This is a genomic window from Enterobacter sp. E12, from assembly GCF_014596715.2.
GTDB classification, from domain to species: domain Bacteria; phylum Pseudomonadota; class Gammaproteobacteria; order Enterobacterales; family Enterobacteriaceae; genus Enterobacter; species Enterobacter bugandensis.
On sequence record NZ_CP115601.1, the window covers coordinates 3,375,703 to 3,392,074 of the forward strand.

The 16,372-nt window shown below is 54.3% G+C and carries 15 protein-coding genes and 1 tRNA gene; 4 read left to right on the plus strand and 12 right to left on the minus strand.

The window, feature by feature from the left end; translation table 11 throughout:
- Positions 1 to 88 precede the first annotated feature (88 nt).
- A complete protein-coding gene (smrB, locus tag IB212_RS16185) occupies positions 89 to 640 on the plus strand; it encodes an endonuclease SmrB (RefSeq protein WP_188245955.1) in 552 nt (183 codons plus the stop codon).
- A gap of 46 nt (positions 641 to 686) precedes the next feature.
- On the opposite strand, the gene sixA is transcribed toward smrB, so the two are convergent.
- The 4 genes from sixA to IB212_RS16205 form a co-directional block, all read right to left on the minus strand.
- Complete coding sequence (gene sixA / locus IB212_RS16190; protein WP_003861375.1) at positions 687 to 1,172, minus strand: phosphohistidine phosphatase SixA; 486 nt, start codon at positions 1,170 to 1,172, stop codon at positions 687 to 689.
- Between the two features lie 209 nt (positions 1,173 to 1,381).
- Positions 1,382 to 3,529, minus strand: a complete 2,148-nt coding sequence (gene fadJ / locus IB212_RS16195; RefSeq protein ID WP_188245956.1) for a fatty acid oxidation complex subunit alpha FadJ — start codon at positions 3,527 to 3,529, stop codon at positions 1,382 to 1,384.
- A complete protein-coding gene (gene fadI / locus IB212_RS16200; RefSeq protein ID WP_188245957.1) occupies positions 3,529 to 4,839 on the minus strand; it encodes an acetyl-CoA C-acyltransferase FadI in 1,311 nt (436 codons plus the stop codon). The genes fadJ and fadI overlap by 1 nt, the downstream gene beginning before the upstream one ends.
- A gap of 246 nt (positions 4,840 to 5,085) precedes the next feature.
- Positions 5,086 to 5,370, minus strand: coding sequence for a YfcZ/YiiS family protein (locus tag IB212_RS16205; protein WP_028013973.1), 285 nt, complete (start codon positions 5,368 to 5,370; stop codon positions 5,086 to 5,088).
- Positions 5,371 to 5,742: 372 nt separating this feature from the next.
- On the opposite strand from IB212_RS16205, the gene fadL reads away from it, so the two are divergent.
- Complete coding sequence (gene fadL / locus IB212_RS16210; RefSeq protein ID WP_041908871.1) at positions 5,743 to 7,023, plus strand: long-chain fatty acid transporter FadL; 1,281 nt, start codon at positions 5,743 to 5,745, stop codon at positions 7,021 to 7,023.
- A 46-nt stretch (positions 7,024 to 7,069) separates the two neighbouring features.
- Here fadL and IB212_RS16215 read toward each other — a convergent pair whose 3' ends face one another.
- Positions 7,070 to 8,398 (minus strand): IS4 family transposase, encoded by a 1,329-nt coding sequence (locus IB212_RS16215; protein WP_409033779.1) that lies wholly within the window; start codon positions 8,396 to 8,398, stop codon positions 7,070 to 7,072.
- A 106-nt stretch (positions 8,399 to 8,504) separates the two neighbouring features.
- Positions 8,505 to 9,257: a phospholipid-binding lipoprotein MlaA gene (gene mlaA, locus IB212_RS16220; protein ID WP_041908870.1), complete on the minus strand. Its 753-nt coding sequence runs from the start codon at positions 9,255 to 9,257 to the stop codon at positions 8,505 to 8,507.
- 315 nt (positions 9,258 to 9,572) lie between these two features.
- On the opposite strand from mlaA, the gene IB212_RS16225 reads away from it, so the two are divergent.
- Positions 9,573 to 10,502 (plus strand): formate/nitrite transporter family protein, encoded by a 930-nt coding sequence (locus IB212_RS16225; protein WP_041908869.1) that lies wholly within the window; start codon positions 9,573 to 9,575, stop codon positions 10,500 to 10,502.
- 75 nt (positions 10,503 to 10,577) lie between these two features.
- Positions 10,578 to 10,649 (plus strand) — tRNA-Arg (locus IB212_RS16230).
- 51 nt (positions 10,650 to 10,700) lie between these two features.
- On the opposite strand, the gene IB212_RS16235 is transcribed toward IB212_RS16230, so the two are convergent.
- The 6 genes from IB212_RS16235 to tssF are packed head-to-tail and all read right to left on the minus strand — an operon-like array spanning position 10,701 to position 16,356.
- A complete protein-coding gene (locus IB212_RS16235; protein ID WP_188246113.1) occupies positions 10,701 to 12,029 on the minus strand; it encodes a VasL domain-containing protein in 1,329 nt (442 codons plus the stop codon).
- Between the two features lie 60 nt (positions 12,030 to 12,089).
- Positions 12,090 to 12,560 (minus strand): hypothetical protein, encoded by a 471-nt coding sequence (locus tag IB212_RS16240; RefSeq protein ID WP_041908865.1) that lies wholly within the window; start codon positions 12,558 to 12,560, stop codon positions 12,090 to 12,092.
- Between the two features lie 14 nt (positions 12,561 to 12,574).
- Positions 12,575 to 13,030: a type VI secretion system baseplate subunit TssE gene (gene tssE / locus IB212_RS16245; protein WP_041908863.1), complete on the minus strand. Its 456-nt coding sequence runs from the start codon at positions 13,028 to 13,030 to the stop codon at positions 12,575 to 12,577.
- Entirely contained in the window at positions 13,030 to 13,575 is a 546-nt protein-coding gene (tssJ, locus tag IB212_RS16250) for a type VI secretion system lipoprotein TssJ (protein WP_041908861.1), read from the minus strand. Before tssJ ends, tssE begins: the two co-directional genes overlap by 1 nt.
- The gene (gene tssG / locus IB212_RS16255; protein ID WP_188246112.1) at positions 13,553 to 14,638 is read right to left on the minus strand and encodes a type VI secretion system baseplate subunit TssG; all 1,086 of its coding nucleotides are present in this window, start codon (positions 14,636 to 14,638) and stop codon (positions 13,553 to 13,555) included. Before tssG ends, tssJ begins: the two co-directional genes overlap by 23 nt.
- On the minus strand, positions 14,602 to 16,356 hold the full coding sequence (gene tssF / locus IB212_RS16260; RefSeq protein ID WP_188246111.1) for a type VI secretion system baseplate subunit TssF: 1,755 nt from the start codon (positions 16,354 to 16,356) through the stop codon (positions 14,602 to 14,604). Before tssF ends, tssG begins: the two co-directional genes overlap by 37 nt.
- Positions 16,357 to 16,372 lie beyond the last annotated feature (16 nt).

The following is a 16,372-nucleotide window of genomic DNA, read 5'->3' on the forward strand; positions in this document are numbered from 1 at the left end:
CGATAAATCAGCAATGACGCGTACCGCTTGAGGTTAAAAAATGCGTTTAGTCGGGTACACTATCGGAAATACGAGATGAGAATGACGAATGAAAAAGAAAACATCGCTCAGCGAGGAGGATCAGGCTCTCTTCCGCCAGCTGATGACCGGGACGCGTAAAATCGCGCAGGACACGATTGTCCACCGTCCGCAGCGTAAAAAAATCAGCGAAGTTCCGGTCAAACGGCTGCTCCAGGAGCAGGCGGATAACAGCCACTATTTTTCAGATGAATTTCAGCCGCTGCTCAATACGCAAGGGGCTGTGAAGTACGTGCGCGAAGACGTCAGCCATTTTGAGCTGAAAAAGTTACGACGCGGAGATTATTCGCCGGAGCTGTTTCTCGATCTGCACGGCTTAACCCAGATGCAGGCGAAACAGGAGCTGGGGGCGTTGATTGCCGCCTGTCGCCGCGAACACGTTTTTTGCGCCTGCGTGATGCACGGCCACGGTAAACACATTCTGAAGCAACAGACGCCGCTGTGGCTGGCTCAGCACCCGCACGTGATGGCGTTTCATCAGGCACCGAAAGAGTACGGCGGCGATGCCGCATTGCTGGTGTTGATTGAAGTTGAGGAGTGGCATCCGCCAGAGTTGCCCTGACAGAAGGGCGGGAAACACGTAGTACCCCGCCCTGTCACACGTCACGTCAGATGGCTTTTGCCATCTTCAGGTTGCACGGGCTCATTTGCCAGTTGAAGACCCCTTTGCCGGTTTCGTCGAGAGTGACGTTGGCAATGGCGGAAGTGGTGAACATTGGCGGCGTTTCGCCCGGGCACAGCTCAGATACCAGATAGCCGACCAGCGGCAGGTGGGAAATGACCAGTGCGGAAGCGACACCTTCATTGCACAGCGCCTGAAGGTAAGCGCTGACAAGACCGACATCGCCGCATGGCGTCAGCTCAGGGAGAACGTCCACGCTGGATGGCAGGTTCATACACTCCCCTACCACGTCCAGCGTCTGTTCTGCACGCAGGAACGGACTCACCAGAACGCGTTCAATGTCCACTTTTTGACCTTTAAGCCACGTCGCCATTTGACGGGATTCGTCACAGCCACAGACGGTTAAAGGACGTACTGAGTCACTGGCGGCATCAAGTGCCGCGTCGCCGTGACGCATGATAAAAACTTGCATATTGCACCGCTTTTGTTAACCAGAATCACCGGCGTTAACTACCCGCGATTAATGCTCTGAGGTAGAAAACCCGATGGCCGGGCATTGTGCCTGATCCATTCGGTGAATGAAACGCTGTTTTTTACCTCAATGGCGTAAGTATAGTCAATCTCTGTTTACAAAATCGCCAGAACAGGTTCATTCACCTCAGGATTTACCCTTCTTTGACTTCAGTTTACGAAATCAGTTTCCCTTGCAGGCCAGAATGTCTGGCCCCGCTCCGCCATCTGCAATAATTCGTCACACGGTGTAAACCGCGGACCGTATTGCGAGGCCAGACGTTGCAAAATGACAACCACTTCACCCGCACCGAGCGTATCCATGTAACGGAACGGGCCGCCAAGGAACGGCGGGAAACCAATACCAAATACCGCGCCGATGTCGCCATCGCGTGCGCTCTTGATCACCTGTTCACCAAAGCAGCGCGCCGCTTCATTGAGCATCATCATCACGCAACGTTCTGCGCACTGAACGGCAGACAGTCTTCCCTGACCGGTGGCCGAAATAAGCCCATAAACCGAAGGGTCGACCTGTTTCTTGCTTTTACGCCCTTTCGCGCCGTAAAGATAGAAACCGCGTTCATTTTTTCTGCCTTTGCGATCGTCCTTCAAAATTGCAGAAACAATGTTTGCAGGCGGGGTAAAACGATCGCCATAAGCCGCTTCCAGCACAGGTATAATTTTAGTGCCGGTGTCTATTCCCACCTCATCCAAAAGTTGGATTGGACCGACGGGGAAGCCAAACTTTACGAGCGCCTCGTCGACGTGCTCGATTTTCTCCCCTTCCGTCAGCAGCCGCATCGCTTCGTTGATATAGGGTGCCAGAATACGGTTGACGTAGAAGCCAGCCTTGTCCGCGACCACAATAGGGGTTTTACCCTGTTTTTTCGCCAGCTTCACCACGGTGGCGATGGTCTGCGGGCTGGTCGTGGCGTGCGGGATCACCTCCACCAGCGGCATTTTTTCGACCGGACTGAAAAAGTGCAGACCAATGACCTGCTCCGGACGAGCAGCTTTCGCCGCGATATCGCCAATCGGTAAAGACGAGGTGTTTGAGGCAAAAATAGTGTGCGGCGCGCAATGCTGCTCTACGTCAGCCACCATCTGCTGCTTAAGCGCCAGGTCTTCAAATACGGCTTCAATCACCAGGTCCCGGTGCGCAAAACCGCTGTAATCCGTCGTGCCGGAGATCGTCGCCAGGGTTTTATCACGCTCGCTTGCCTTGATATGGCGGCGTTTGACCTTCCGATCAAGGTTCTGCCAGCTGTACTGCAGCGCGTGGTTGATGCCCTTTGCGCTGATGTCTTTGATGCGCACGGGCAATTTGCCTTTGCTGGCGGTAACAAACGCGATTCCGCCGCCCATCAGCCCACCGCCCAGCACGCCAACGGCGCGCAGCGGCGCAGGCTCTGCCTCGCTGCCCGGATCTTTTTTCACCTCAGTACTGGCGAAGAAGATGCTGCGCAGCGCCTGCGACTGCGGCGTCATCGCCAGTTCGCCAAAGGCTTTGGCTTCAGCGGCATAGCCGCTGCTGCTGCCCTGCGACAACCCGGTTTCCATCACTTCCAGAATGCGCTTTGCCGCCGGGTAGTTGCCTTTGGTTTTTTGCTCGGTTTTTTTGCCTACCATCTTGAACAGGAGCGCGCGCCCCAGTGGCCCTGCCAGCACGCGCTCGCGTACGGGGAGAGGACGTTTTGTCTGACGTCCCTTCAGCGCCAGCTCAACGGCAGCGTCCAGTAAAATGGTGTGCGGAACGACGTCGTCAACCAACCCCACTTTCAGTGCCTGACGGGGGCGTAGCTGCTTGCCGGTTAAGATCATCTCCAGGGCGGTGCTAACCCCAACCAGACGCGGCAGACGCTGTGTTCCACCCGATCCCGGCAGCAGGCCTAACTGCACTTCTGGCAACCCTAAAACGGTTTTCGGATCGTCAGTGCAGATACGGCTGTGACAGGCCAGCGCCAGCTCCAGCCCGCCGCCCAGGCAAGCACCGTGGATCGCGGCAATAACCGGAATCGGCAGAGCGTTGATTTCAGCCATCACCTGCTGTCCCTGACGCGCCAGATCTTCAGCTTCCTGCGCGCTTTTCGCTCGGGCGATCATGTTGATATCGGCCCCGGCAATAAAGTTATCCGGCTTAGCCGAGATAAAGACCAGACCACGAATCGCTTTATTTTCGCGGATCTGCTTGAGCATGGCGCGAACCTGAGTGCCGAATTCAGCCTTCAGGGTATTCATCTTTTCATCAGGCACATCAATAGTGATAACCGCGACGTTATCGAGGCGAACCGTCAGATTAAATGCAGATGGCATATCCATTATTCAGCCTCCAGAACCATTGCTGCACCAAGGCCGCCCGCCGCGCAGGCGGTGACGAGACCAAACCCGCCGCCGCGGCGACGGAGTTCGTGTAGTGTCTGGGTGATCATTCGCGCGCCCGTGGCCGCAAACGGATGGCCGTAGGCGATCGACCCACCCAGCACGTTGAATTTGCTCTGATCCACTTCGCCGGTGGCATGGGCGCGGCCCAGCACGTCGCGTGCAAAACGCTCGCTTGCCAGCAGCTGGACGTTTGCCAGGGTTTGCGCGGCAAAGGCTTCGTGCATATCAATCAGGGTTATATCCGCCAGGGTTAGCCCTGCACGATCCAGCGCCAGCGGCGTGGACCACGCCGGACCTAACAGCATGTCCTGCCAGACATCAATGGCGGTAAAGGCATAGCTGCGCAAATAGCCCAGCGGCGTGATGCCCAGCTCTTTTGCACGCGACTCCGTCATCAGGATCACCGCAGCAGCACCATCGGTCAGCGGCGTACTGTTGGCCGCCGTCACGGTGCCGTGCTTGCGGTCAAACGCCGGGCGCAGTTTGGCGTAATCCGCCAGCGTCGAGGTGCCACGAATATTGTTGTCTTCAGTAAGAGGCTCTCGATAGGGAGGCGTGTAGGCGGTCATGACCTCGTCGGTGAGTTTGCCCTCCGACCAGGCTTTCGCTGCCAGCTGATGCGAGCGATGCGCCAGCGCATCCTGCTGCTCGCGGGTGATGCCGTAGGTTTTGGCCATCTGCTCGGCGGTATCGCCCATTCGCAGGCCAGTCGAGTATTCCGCGACGGCAGGTGGCACGGGCATGAGATCGCGCAGGCGTAAACGCGAGAAGAGTTTGAGCTTCGCACCGGTGGTGCGGGCTTTATTGGCATCCACCAGAATGCGGGCCAGCTTTTTACTGACGCCAATCGGCAGTACGGAGGAAGAATCGGCGCCACCTGCGATCCCGGCGCGAATGGTGCCCGCCATCAGACTTTCCGCCACGTTTGCTACCGCCTGGAAGCTGGTCGCGCACGCGCGGCTGACGCTGTAGGCATCGGTATGAACGTTCATGCCGGTACCGAGAACAATCTCCCGCGCAATGTTAGGGGCTTCAGGCATCTGCACCACCTGGCCGAAGACCAGCTGTTCGATGACCTCAGGCGGAATTTCGCTGCGAGCCAGCATCTCCCCCACTACCATTTTCCCCAGATCGACAGCCGGTATACCGTGAAACGCCGTCGCCTGACGTGCAAACGGCGTACGCAGACCGCTGACAATGGCAATGCGGTCACCTTGTCGGGTGATTAGCGGTAATGCCTGACTCATAACCTTCCCCTGTGAAAAATTTTACATGACTATAAAGTGGTCTGACCTGATAACAGTCTTAACCATTTTTTTACATTCAGCCAATCGGGGAAGCTTAAAAATGCGAGGTAAAACACAGAGAAAAAAAAGAAAATGCCCCTGCATGGCAGAGGCAATTGTGCGGTTTGTTGCCGGGTAGCGACGGTGCCTTACCCGGCCTACACGATCGTAGGCCCGTGCAAGCGAAGCGCCGCCGGGCAAAAAGAATTAACGCAGACCGAGCTGGAAAATTAGCGTTTCAGCTTCGCAGGCAAACACAAAGTCGATATCCAGCTTCACGCCGCCGTCCACTTCCGTGAAGGTAGATTTGATTTCACACGGATCGGACTCCACATCACGCGCGCGCTTGCTCAGCGCGGCCAGCGTTTCTTCGGCTTCGGCGCGGTTGGTGAACACACGGCTGTAAGACGCGGTGCAATCGGTGTTGTCCATGATGGTGCCAACATCCATACAGCAGCAAACCGGGGTTTCATCAGCACTGCATTTACTCATAGCTCAATTTCCTCTGTATTCGCGCAGCGCGCGAGATAAACACGATGCTGATATTTTACGCCCCAGCGCTGGCTCTCTCCAGCCGTTAATGGCGCAAAATCGGATAAGTGACCGATATCACACTAAAAAATGATCTAAAACAAAAACCACCCTTTTGAGTGCGCCGCGATGGTCACAATTTTGCCAACCAGATCTCGTTTCAAGAAACATGTTTGAAAATATTAATAAACAAACTTGCAACATTCAGGCTGGTCGGACCTATACTCTGGCCACTGGTCTGATTTGTCTGTCATACCTCAGACCCTACACTTCGCGCTCCTGTTACGGTATGTAACAATTATTGAATAAAAATAACTCAATGAGGTTATGGTCATGAGCCAGAAAACCCTGTTCAACAAGACTGCGCTGGCAGTCGCAGTGGCAATCGTCTCTACTTCCGCCTGGTCAGCGGGCTTTCAGCTAAACGAATTTTCTTCTTCTGGCCTTGGCCGTGCGTATTCAGGGGAAGGTGCAATCGCTGATGATGCGGGTAACGCAAGCCGTAACCCTGCATTAATCATGATGTTCGATCGCCCGACCTTCTCTGCTGGTGCGGTGTATATCGATCCTGATGTCAACATTTCCGGCACGTCACCTTCTGGTGCGAGCCTGAAAGCAGATAACATTGCGCCAACGGCGTGGGTACCTAACCTGCACTTCGTTGCACCAATCAATGAACAATTTGGCTGGGGCGCATCCGTCACGTCTAACTATGGCCTTGCTACCGAGTTCAACAACAACTACCCGGCTGGCGAATACGGCGGTAAAACAGACCTGACAACGCTAAACCTGAACCTGAGCGGTGCTTATCGTCTGAACGACAGCTGGAGCTTCGGTCTGGGCTTTGATGCCGTCTACGCCGATGCAAAAATTGAGCGTTACGCCGGTGAACAAACGGCTCGCCTGCCGAAAAACAGCAACAAAATTGCCAGCCTGAAGGGCGATGAGTGGGGCTATGGCTGGAACGCCGGTATTCTGTACGAGCTGGACAAAAACAACCGCTGGGGCCTGACCTATCGTTCCGAAGTAAAAATTGACTTCGACGGCGATTACAAGAGCGGCATCCTGACGCCGGTCAACAGCCTGGTCCCTGGTGCGGGTACCACTATTCCGTGGGGGACTTCCGGTCAAACTGTCCCTGGCTCACTGTCACTGCATCTGCCAGAAATGTGGGAAGTCTCGGGTTACAACCGCGTAGCGCCACAGTGGGCTATTCACTATAGCCTGGCCTATACCAGCTGGAGCCAGTTCCAGGAGCTGAAAGCGACCGGCACCAACGGTCAAACGCTGTTCTATAAGGACGAGAGCTTCCACGACGCCTATCGCATTGCGTTGGGTACCACCTATTATATGGATGATAACTGGACATTCCGTACCGGTATCGCATTCGATGACAGCCCGGTACCGGCTGATAAGCGCTCCATTTCCATTCCGGATCAGGACCGCTTCTGGGTGAGTGCTGGTGCAACCTACGCGTTCAACGAGAATGCTTCTGTCGATGCGGGCGTATCTTATATGCATGGCCAGAAAGTGACCTTCAAGGAAGGTCCGTACGAATTTACCTCTGAAGGTAAAGCCTGGCTGTTCGGTACTAACTTCAACTACGCTTTCTAATCGCGCAGGGATAAAAAAAGGTGAGCGTTGCTCTAATGCCAGTCAGTTAAGCAACTGACTGGCTTTTTTTCGGGGCTGTGGGGTATCTCCAGGGCCTTTCCTTTACCACCCTCGGGAAGGCCCTTTCCCTTCTTGTCGGCAACTTTACCAGTTGCGCCATGCTTTCAAGATCACGCATCAGCTCCGGGATACGCCCTGGTGAAGCGCCCTGCAGCGTCATCAGCATTCTCATGACCATGCCGCATGATTCTGAGAAGCTCAGCTGATTCGGCCAGTATCCTTTCAGATGGCCCGCCATTTTAATCATCTGATATCGCACCAGATTATACGCCAGTAACACGCCCCATAACTCCTGCTCCACAAGCTCCGGCTTTTTACTCCTCAGCGTCAGCCTGCTCAGTTGCATCGTTTGTTTTATCTCCCTGTACCCCAGCTCTATTTCCCAGCGATGGCTGTACAGGTCTGCCATTTCTCCTCCGGGATAGCGCATGGCGTCCGTCATCGACGTCAGCAGATGGCTGGTTTTCCCTTTGCGCGTTACGGTCAGCAGGCGGGCTGTCATCTCATCTCCCAGACCCGGCCATTTTTTTCGTGCCTGTGGGCTGGTTTTCAGCTTCACCAGATAGTCGCCTTTACCCAGCTTTCTGACCTCTTCATACTGTGCTCCCTTTCTGAGCGGGAGCATCCAGTGACGGTGTTCTCCCGCCTGGCTCCACGCATTCAGCAGCCCCAGCGAGTAATAGCCTTTATCCATTAACGTCAGGGTGTTATCGCCGGTCTGCTCTATCAGTTGCTCCGCGAGCTCATTTTCGCTGTTTTTCATCGTGCCGAAGGCCGCTGCCGTCAACAGATGGCTGGTCAGTTCCATCTGGCAGACCATTTTTACCTGCGGGTAGAGTGCCGGGTTTCCGCCATGCGTCTGGCGGGGAAAGGCGCTATCGTTTTCCGGCGTATCCGGTGTGCGCCAGAACACACCATCGATGGCCAGCAGTGTCAGGCCGCACCAGTGCGGATGCGGTGTGGCGTTATGCCAGAGCTGCGCTGTTTGCGTGAACACGCGGCGGATGGCTTCGCTTCCCAGCCGCTGACGGGCCTGGATCACGGCACTGGGGGCAACGAACGGACGGTTGCCGGGTAACATGATATCCAGCCGGTTAACTATCTGATGAACCGGCTCCTTACGCTCAAGGGCCATACCGATAATGCACCAGACCATCATTTCCAGAGGAAGGCGCCGTTTGCGTAACGTGACGGTGCCGGATTCTTCAAGGCAGCGGGAAATCAGTTCCGGGTCAAGATAGTCGCCCAGAGAAGTCAGAGGGTTACGCAGAGAATCGTAACGTGATACCAGATCAAGAGCCTGTCCAATGTGCATAAAAAAATCCGGAAACGGGTAAACATTTCCGGATTCTTACACAGCCACTGGATCGGTCAACCGATCCTTAACTGATCGGCATTAGAGCGTTGCTCACCTTTTTTGTTTATTCCGAATCAATATCTTTGAGTTCGTTTTCAATTGCCTTCGCGTTTGGATTATCTTCCGGCTTCAGCTTGCCGCCGTTGGCGATAAAGTCATGATTCTGGAAGTAAGCTTCACGCACCATAATGTACGGATCGGACGACTGGCGCAGCAGACCGTCTGAATCAAGCAGTTGCGCACGGGTTTCAATCCCTTCCACCGTCCATTTACCCACCGACAGCGGCCAGGTCAGCCACGACAGAACCGGATACAGCGTATCGACCATATCGCCGCCATCATCACGCACGGTGAAGCTGCCATAGAACGGCAGATGGACGTAAGGGCCGTAACCGACACCATAATGCCCCAGCGTACTGCCGAAACGGTGCGGCTGTTCACGCTGCAGTTTCGGGTTTGCCATACCTGCAACATCGATAAAACCACCCATCCCCAGCAGGGAGTTCAGGAAGAAGCGCGTAAAGTGCACCATCCCCTGATACGGATCGCCCTGCAGGAAATAGTTGACCATCACCGCAGGCTCTTCGAGGTTGCTGGTAAAATTGCTTAACCCGTTACGCGCGGGCTGTGGAACGTAATCGCGCCATGCTACTGCCACCGGGCGAACCACATACGGGTCCAGCACGTTGTAGTTGAAGCTATACATAGAGCGGTTAAATCCTTCGAGAGGATCGGAGCGTCCCGTTTGCTCCCCGGAGCTGGCGCAGCCCACAAGCATCGTCGCGCCCAGCGCAAGCGCCGACAGCCGAAGTTTCATAAATATCTCCCTGTTCAGTATGGCTATCGTTGATTGCCATCCGTAACGGAGCATCTGGCGCTCCGTCTGAAAACGTGCAAGTGATTGTAACAGCACGTTTACCGATGTCTATGAGTACAGTTACGGGCAGTAATCACCGTGACTCTGATCTCAGCATAGCCTGACTTTTGGAATTCGTTTCGCTGGCAATTTTATAATGTCTTTGAACAAGATGTATCACCTTTGTTGTCATTCCCGCCAATTTAAGAGCATCCCCACAGGCATCCCGATAAAAGCCGCTACGCTTAAAAGAAAGATCAACCTCCGGGAGCAGATATGAAAGAAGTGGGTGAAGACAAAATTGGCGAAAGTAATGAGGAACATGAAATTGAAAGCGAGGAGAAAGCGCGCGGGGAGGAGATAGAGATTGATGAGGATCGCCTCCCCTCCCGCGCGATGGCAATTCACGAACATATACGCCAGGACGGGGAAAAGGAGATGGAGCGCGATGCCATGGCCCTCTTCTGGTCAGCTATCGCGGCTGGACTGTCAATGGGCGCCTCGCTGCTTGCTAAAGGGATATTTCATGTGCAGCTGGAGGGCGTGCCCGGCGGATTTTTACTGGAGAACCTCGGCTACACCTTCGGCTTTATTATCGTCATCATGGCCCGCCAGCAGCTGTTTACTGAGAACACGGTGACCGCCGTACTGCCGGTGATGCAAAACCCTACTCTCGGCAATTTTGGTTTATTGATGAGGCTCTGGAGCGTGGTTCTGCTGGGAAATATCATCGGCACGGGCATCGCGGCCTGGGCATTTGAATATATGCCGATATTTGATGAACCCACCCGGGACGCGTTTGTGAAGATCGGTATGGATGTGATGAAAAACACGCCAGTCGAAATGTTTTCAAATGCCATTATCTCTGGGTGGATTATCGCCACAATGGTGTGGATGTTCCCTTCTGCCGGTAGCGCTAAAATCGTGGTGATCATACTGATGACCTGGCTAATTGCGCTGGCGGATACCACGCATATTGTGGTCGGTACCGTTGAAATACTTTACCTGGTCTTTAACGGTACGCTTCACTGGAGCGATTTTTTCTGGCCGTTCGCTATTCCGACGCTGGCGGGGAATATCTGCGGTGGAACGTTTATCTTCGCGCTGTTAAGCCATGCCCAAATCCGTAACGACATGTCGAATAAACGCAAAGCCGAGCTTAAGGCGCAGGCAGAAAAGGATAAAGCAGCAAAAAAATCAACCTGAATGGTGACTCTTTGAGCAGTCAGGCGGCAACGCGCTTAACGCAAAGTGTAAATAACGCTATACTCGTGCCGCCTCGTCCCCTTAGTTAAATGGATATAACGAGCCCCTCCTAAGGGCTAGTTGCAGGTTCGATTCCTGCAGGGGACACTTTTATCTTCCTCTGTTTTTAACCCAAATTAGTCTGTTCGCTGCAAAAACTCATTGAGCAGAAGCATCCTGCTTTATTTGAGCATAACGCGTTGCCAGTTGCTTTAGGTGAAGCTCAAGTTGGGTCTTTTCTGCTTCAGGGAGCGCACTTCCTGCAGGATACTGCGACAGGCGCCTGAGCTGCTCTTCAGCGGGTATCGCATGGTTAAATGACTGCATAGTCGAAAAAACCACGGATTTAAGCTCACTCACGGTTAGATATTTTCCTTTTTGCTCATCCAGACTACTCAGCCGATCACTCAGTTGCTGAAGCGTCATCATCCCCTGATACCAGCTGTTCATTGCGTCTACAGGCAACGCCGTCGCGTTAAACTTTTTTTGCCACTGTATTATCAGCGCTTTAGCCTCTTCGGGCCGTAATGTCTGGAGCTGCTTTAACAGCTGTAGGCTGTAGGAAATATTCCAGTCAGGAGACAGTTTATCCAGCCGTGCAAGCTGCTGCTGCGTATCTGAGATAAACGTAGACGGTAACGTTCCTCGCTGCGTTAACGCGTTTTGCTGAACAGGTGTGAGCGCTTCAGGTAATGGTGCCAGCGAGGCAATGGCCTGAGTCGTTAAGGGATCGGGTCTGGAGAGAAAGCCCCCACCCCACGCTATGGCGACGCAGACCAGCAGCGCAGGACACATCCCGGCGACAAAGGGTTTCCGCTGCCCGGCAATCCGGGAGGGCATCACAGGTTCCTCACCGTTCGGCTCATTTTTCTGCTGGACAACATATACCCTTTTCACCGCCTGGATCGGTTCATCCTTTTCCAAAGGCGCTTCCCTGTCGGGCTTCATCTCATGCGAATCTGTTATTCCATGATTTTTTTCCAGTCTTGCCGCATTAGAATGTATCACCGTTCGTAATGTCTCGAACTGGCTAAGGTGTTTAAGCTCAAGGGTCTGGAGCACCGCCCCCAGCCTGGAAAGCAACGCTTCAGCGTTATATAGCTCACTCAGATTGCTGTCATCCAAAGTGAGCATACGCATGAGTTGCTGCAGGCGCTGGCTCAGGCTGCTAAGGATTTCCATTCGCACGTGTTGCGAATGCGGCCAGAAAACCTCCCACTGGTGGCTAATCAGAGCCTCCAGGATCGCCAGCCCCTCATTCAGGCCAGCGACTCCAGACTGCTGCGTACGGGCGAGGGTGTACCAAGCTGCAGTCTGCAACTCAACACCGTTTTGCTCGAATAATGAAAGGCAGCGTTTTTCAACGTATACCCAGTTCACGTCCGGTCGAGCGGGATGGCTTAATTTACTCAGTTCATCGCGAAGGGCGGCATAATCCGGAAGCGTGCGCGGGTCGTCGCCGGTTTTTAACGTTATATCTATAGTCATTCTGGAGGGCCTGCATATACGTGTCAGTTGATTTCGTCAGTTGATGAAATAATGTTATCGCTATGGCAACAGCGCTAAAATCAGACCGAAAAAAATACCTTCATCAAATAATTGTCCTGACCGGGATGGTGTATCTGGGGGAGTGAAGATCCAGTCACTTCCCCCCCCTACCCGCATAAAGAGCCGCCCTTGAGAAATAACATTTTCTCCGGAACAGAAAGTCACCTCGACACAACCGGCGACGCCCTGTCCATACAGAAAGATCGGCATAAACTTTACCGCCCGACTGTCATAACGAAGAACAATACCGGAAATCTCAAAAGCCCCTCCCTCCACCAGCAGGTCCGAAACGGAAGCAGAGACAGTGCTCACATTCAGTCCGGTACCTGTGAGCCACTCATCCATCTGCTGCTGAAGTTGCTCCATTCGCAGGCGAAACGCTGCAATATCTGCCTGAGTTTTACTGACTGGAGGAACGGGTGAAGGTTGACTGGCCTGCAGTTTTTTTATGAATTGTGATTTTACTGACATAGTGTTTCCTGGCCTTAAATACGGGCTGTGGTATCGAGGTACTGCTGTTGCCTGAGGTGCCTCAACAGAACCCGTCCTTCGGGCATAAACTCAGTGCCATAGCGCACCAGGCCAATCCCCTTGAGTTCAGCGTCAATGGCATAGCGCAGTTCGCCTGGAACTTTTTGGTCCAGCAGAACAACATCTATCTTCTTCAGTCGAGGTTCATATTTGAGCAAGACAGTCGACAGCGTGCTCATAAGTTCATGGGCCGTCCCTGGCATACCCTGAAGGATTTTCGTCATATCGGGCAAGCCGAAGTCAGGGAGATGCGCGAGCGTGCCGGCGCGACAGTTGAGAACGCGCTGCATATTATCCAACACTGAGAGGATGACCTGATTTTCTTCACTCACCTGGTTGAGGTTGAGGCCACCGGAAAAATTTCCGGTTAGCATTTCATACAGTGAAGGCGTGTTATGTCCGTGGGGCATCAGTTGTCCTTAAGCGGTTGCAGCGTCAGATGATTCTCGCCAGCTTCCAGAGTACGCGGTTTATCCGGATCCAGGTCGCTGCGTTTAATAACCTGCTTCCAGGTGCTGTTGACCTCATCCGGATGGCGGAACAGCCCCACCACAGCCACAAACTGCGCAGCTTCTTCCATCGGCATATCAAGGCTTGCATCACCGCCTGGTTTTACCACGACATCACGGCTCGCTAGCATATCGTCTTTCAGAATGCTGCTATCATCCTGAAGCAGTTGCATATAAACCGTCTTATCAAAGATTTTTCGATCTTTAAGCTGGTAAACCCGCACCACGACTGGTTCAGAAAGCGGATTACTTTCTCGGGCATCAATGTTCAGCGCCTCACGTGCAGTGAAATCCAGATGCAGTATTTTAATCTTTTTATAGAACACAGAATTAAACGCCGATTTGGTCACGTCGGTGACGCTCTGCGCCACGCCGCAGCCTGTCAGGCTAATCGCCATAAAAGGTATAAGCCAGCGCATGGTCTTAATTAAACTTGTAGGTAACACGTCGATTTCCTTGTTGCGGTTTCGCAGGCTCCAGCCCGCGGTAATCACCCAGTTCTGTCGTAAAGGTCTCGGGTATTTCATCCGAAAGAGTATCACCCTCTACTCCCAGCACACCGTTCATTCCCAGCCAGAAAGGGCTTTCGCCCAGCGGTGGAACGGCCAGCAGCCGGACTGAAGTGGTCAATGTAATTCTGGCCTTGAACCGCCAGCCCAGATACACCTGGAGCATGACCAGGAAATCCTGATACAGCTGGCCGTCCGGCTTCCAGCCCTGCGCCTCCTGTTCGTTTTCCGTCGCGAGCGCAACCAGCAACTGGCTGCTGGCATCCATTGCTTCGTCACCCAGCGGGGTATTGCCGTCCAGTTGAAAATCGTCATCACCGTAGAAGCCCAGTTGCTGACTGACCTCCACCGGTCGAAGGCAGTATGGACTGACCTTCACGAGAGTATCCGGGGCCAGCAGTGTCACCAGGGCCTGCATTCCCTCCTGGGTTTTGCCCGGCTGCTGCAGAACCCCGAGTAGCGCCAGAAAGCGGGACACCGGGGTGGCAATGTGGTTTGCGGTTCCCGGTATGCCCAGCCCTACCAGCCCCAGCAGCGACTGTGAAATGCTGTCCGTTCCCCCCGGCTCAAACGTTGCGGGATAGGAGTATTTGCGCCAGATGCGGTAAAACTGCGTCAGGATGCGATGGCTGAAGATATCCAGAAAACCCTGCAGCGCTTCATACCCTTCACGACGCTGAGTAATATCATCGAGATAGGCCGTCGGCAGAGGTGAGTCGACACCGTACATCCCCATAAAGGTTGTGCGGATGAGTGGTGGTCTGCTGTCATCATCCTCGGCATACTCGACAGCCTTTAGCTCACTGGATGGGAATCCCATCCCCGAGTGCGGTGCAAAACGTACCGGGTCATCGGCGGGATGGCTGGTCGAGCCCATCAACGGCTTACCTGGATTGCGCTTCTCCAGCAGTTGACAGAAACGGTAAAAGTTAATGCGGTGAAGATCCGCCTCCAGCCGTGGGCTCAGCCGGGAATACGGCGGTTGTGCTTCTCTTGCCATTCCAGGCGTTCTCCGGTCGGTTGCAGAATGATAATCAGGCGGTTAAACAGATAAATGTCGGTGTAGAGCGCAAAGAAACGACTCAGCATCTCACCAAACAGGCAGATGTCACCGCGCCCGGCAAAGCCATGGCTGTCGAGCGTCACCTCAATCTGCACGCCGCGCACCAGGTAGCCCTGCTCAAAGCGTTCGGTTTCACTGTGCTTCACGTCAATGATGGCTTCCAGGCGACGGCGGTTCATCTCGCTGTCAGTCCACTCGTACAGCGCCAGGGTGCCGCGCAGCACGTCGGCGTTATCCATCATTGACAGGAACCCGCTGCCGAGGTGGCTCAGCACACGCCAGTGAAAACGGTCCTGCGCCGGGGGATAACAGGGCAGCGTCGGCGCACACAGGTTACGCACGGTAATACTGGCTGAAGTCGTTTTCATCACTGTATCGAGCACGGTGCTCTGGAGCGCTCGCCGCGGGAGCTGGCCGTTTGTGCCCGTGAGCGTCAGGGACAGGCTTTCATCTTCTGGTACCGTGTGGTTATCAAACGCTTCGCCGCCCAGAATAAGCCAGGTGTTGTACAGGCCTGACGGGCCGCGCCGCACACGAGTGTGATAATAATATTCCGGGGCTTCATGACGCATCATGCCGCCTTTGTGACGGAAGCTCGAGAATGGCACGTAGGTATGCTGGCTGGATGACATCACCGAGTCCACAGAGTAAATCTCAGTATGGCCGTCCTGCACCCGCATCGGTCGCAGCATGTATTCGGTCTGCAGGGAGTTGAGCGTCAGCGGGTCAGATTCCAGCGGGAACAGGTTGATCACCGGCACACAGTTCAGGCGCAGATGCTTTTCGGTAAAGCTGAAATCATGCTCCCAGCGTTCTGCCAGCACCACGTCGATTTCAAACCAGGGGAGTTCAGCCGGAAAGACTACGGTCTCCAGCCCACGCAAGCCGGTAAACATGAATTTCTCACGGAAGGTGAAGTACTCCAGCAGCAGCTGATAGCCGCTAAAACTACTGCTCCCCTTCGGCCAAAGGTCGTCATCATCGTCAAATCCCAGCACGGCGAAATAGCCGTCAAGCGGTCTTCTGTCTATATCACCCGGCATCCGCAGCCACAGGCGCGCCGTGTTCATCGTAAAGGCTTCATGCATGGCGCAGGCTAGTGGTGCGTCTGCGTTGAAGTAGAACGGGAGCTGGCTGAGATCGATACGGCTCCAGTCGGCGAGATGGCTGCACTTAAACCGCAGGCTAATAACCGAACGCCCGTCAGGGTCAGTCGACAGGCGGACGTGCTCAAGCGACAACGGCTGGAGAGTAATCTCTTTGGTTGTGGTGTAGCGGCAGCGCGTGCCCCTCTCACCGATCGGCCTTGAGTTCACCTCAAAGCCTTTGACGATGCGCATCTGCTCTTTCATCTCACGCCACTCAGGGGTGAACTCCACCACCGACATCGACGGTATGGTGCGCAGGTAATGCGGCCAGAGCAGGCTGACCAGCCCTTCTGTCAGTTCAGGCAGGTCGTCATCAAGCTTTTCACGCAATCGCCCCATCAGGAAGGCAAAGCCCTCAAAAAGGCGTTCCACGTACGGGTCGCGCGCGCCAGCTTTATCGAGGTTGAGCATTGCTGCCTGCTCGGGGTGAGCGCGGGCAAACTCTTCACCGGCTTCCAGCAAGTAGCGCATTTCAGCGTCGTAGTAACGCAGGGTTAAGTCGTCCATAAAAAACCTGAATATA

Excerpts from the sequence above, each read along its gene's own strand:
- smrB (WP_188245955.1), top strand. The coding sequence starts at position 89 with ATGAAAAAGAAAACATCGCTCAGCGAGGAGGATCAGGCTCTCTTCCGC.
- sixA (WP_003861375.1), bottom strand. The coding sequence starts at position 1,172 with ATGCAAGTTTTTATCATGCGTCACGGCGACGCGGCACTTGATGCCGCC.
- fadJ (WP_188245956.1), bottom strand. The coding sequence starts at position 3,529 with ATGGATATGCCATCTGCATTTAATCTGACGGTTCGCCTCGATAACGTC.
- fadI (WP_188245957.1), bottom strand. The coding sequence starts at position 4,839 with ATGAGTCAGGCATTACCGCTAATCACCCGACAAGGTGACCGCATTGCC.
- IB212_RS16205 (WP_028013973.1), bottom strand. The coding sequence starts at position 5,370 with ATGAGTAAATGCAGTGCTGATGAAACCCCGGTTTGCTGCTGTATGGAT.
- fadL (WP_041908871.1), top strand. The coding sequence starts at position 5,743 with ATGAGCCAGAAAACCCTGTTCAACAAGACTGCGCTGGCAGTCGCAGTG.
- IB212_RS16215 (WP_409033779.1), bottom strand. The coding sequence starts at position 8,398 with ATGCACATTGGACAGGCTCTTGATCTGGTATCACGTTACGATTCTCTG.
- mlaA (WP_041908870.1), bottom strand. The coding sequence starts at position 9,257 with ATGAAACTTCGGCTGTCGGCGCTTGCGCTGGGCGCGACGATGCTTGTG.
- IB212_RS16225 (WP_041908869.1), top strand. The coding sequence starts at position 9,573 with ATGAAAGAAGTGGGTGAAGACAAAATTGGCGAAAGTAATGAGGAACAT.
- IB212_RS16235 (WP_188246113.1), bottom strand. The coding sequence starts at position 12,029 with ATGACTATAGATATAACGTTAAAAACCGGCGACGACCCGCGCACGCTT.
- IB212_RS16240 (WP_041908865.1), bottom strand. The coding sequence starts at position 12,560 with ATGTCAGTAAAATCACAATTCATAAAAAAACTGCAGGCCAGTCAACCT.
- tssE (WP_041908863.1), bottom strand. The coding sequence starts at position 13,030 with ATGCCCCACGGACATAACACGCCTTCACTGTATGAAATGCTAACCGGA.
- tssG (WP_188246112.1), bottom strand. The coding sequence starts at position 14,638 with ATGGCAAGAGAAGCACAACCGCCGTATTCCCGGCTGAGCCCACGGCTG.
- tssF (WP_188246111.1), bottom strand. The coding sequence starts at position 16,356 with ATGGACGACTTAACCCTGCGTTACTACGACGCTGAAATGCGCTACTTG.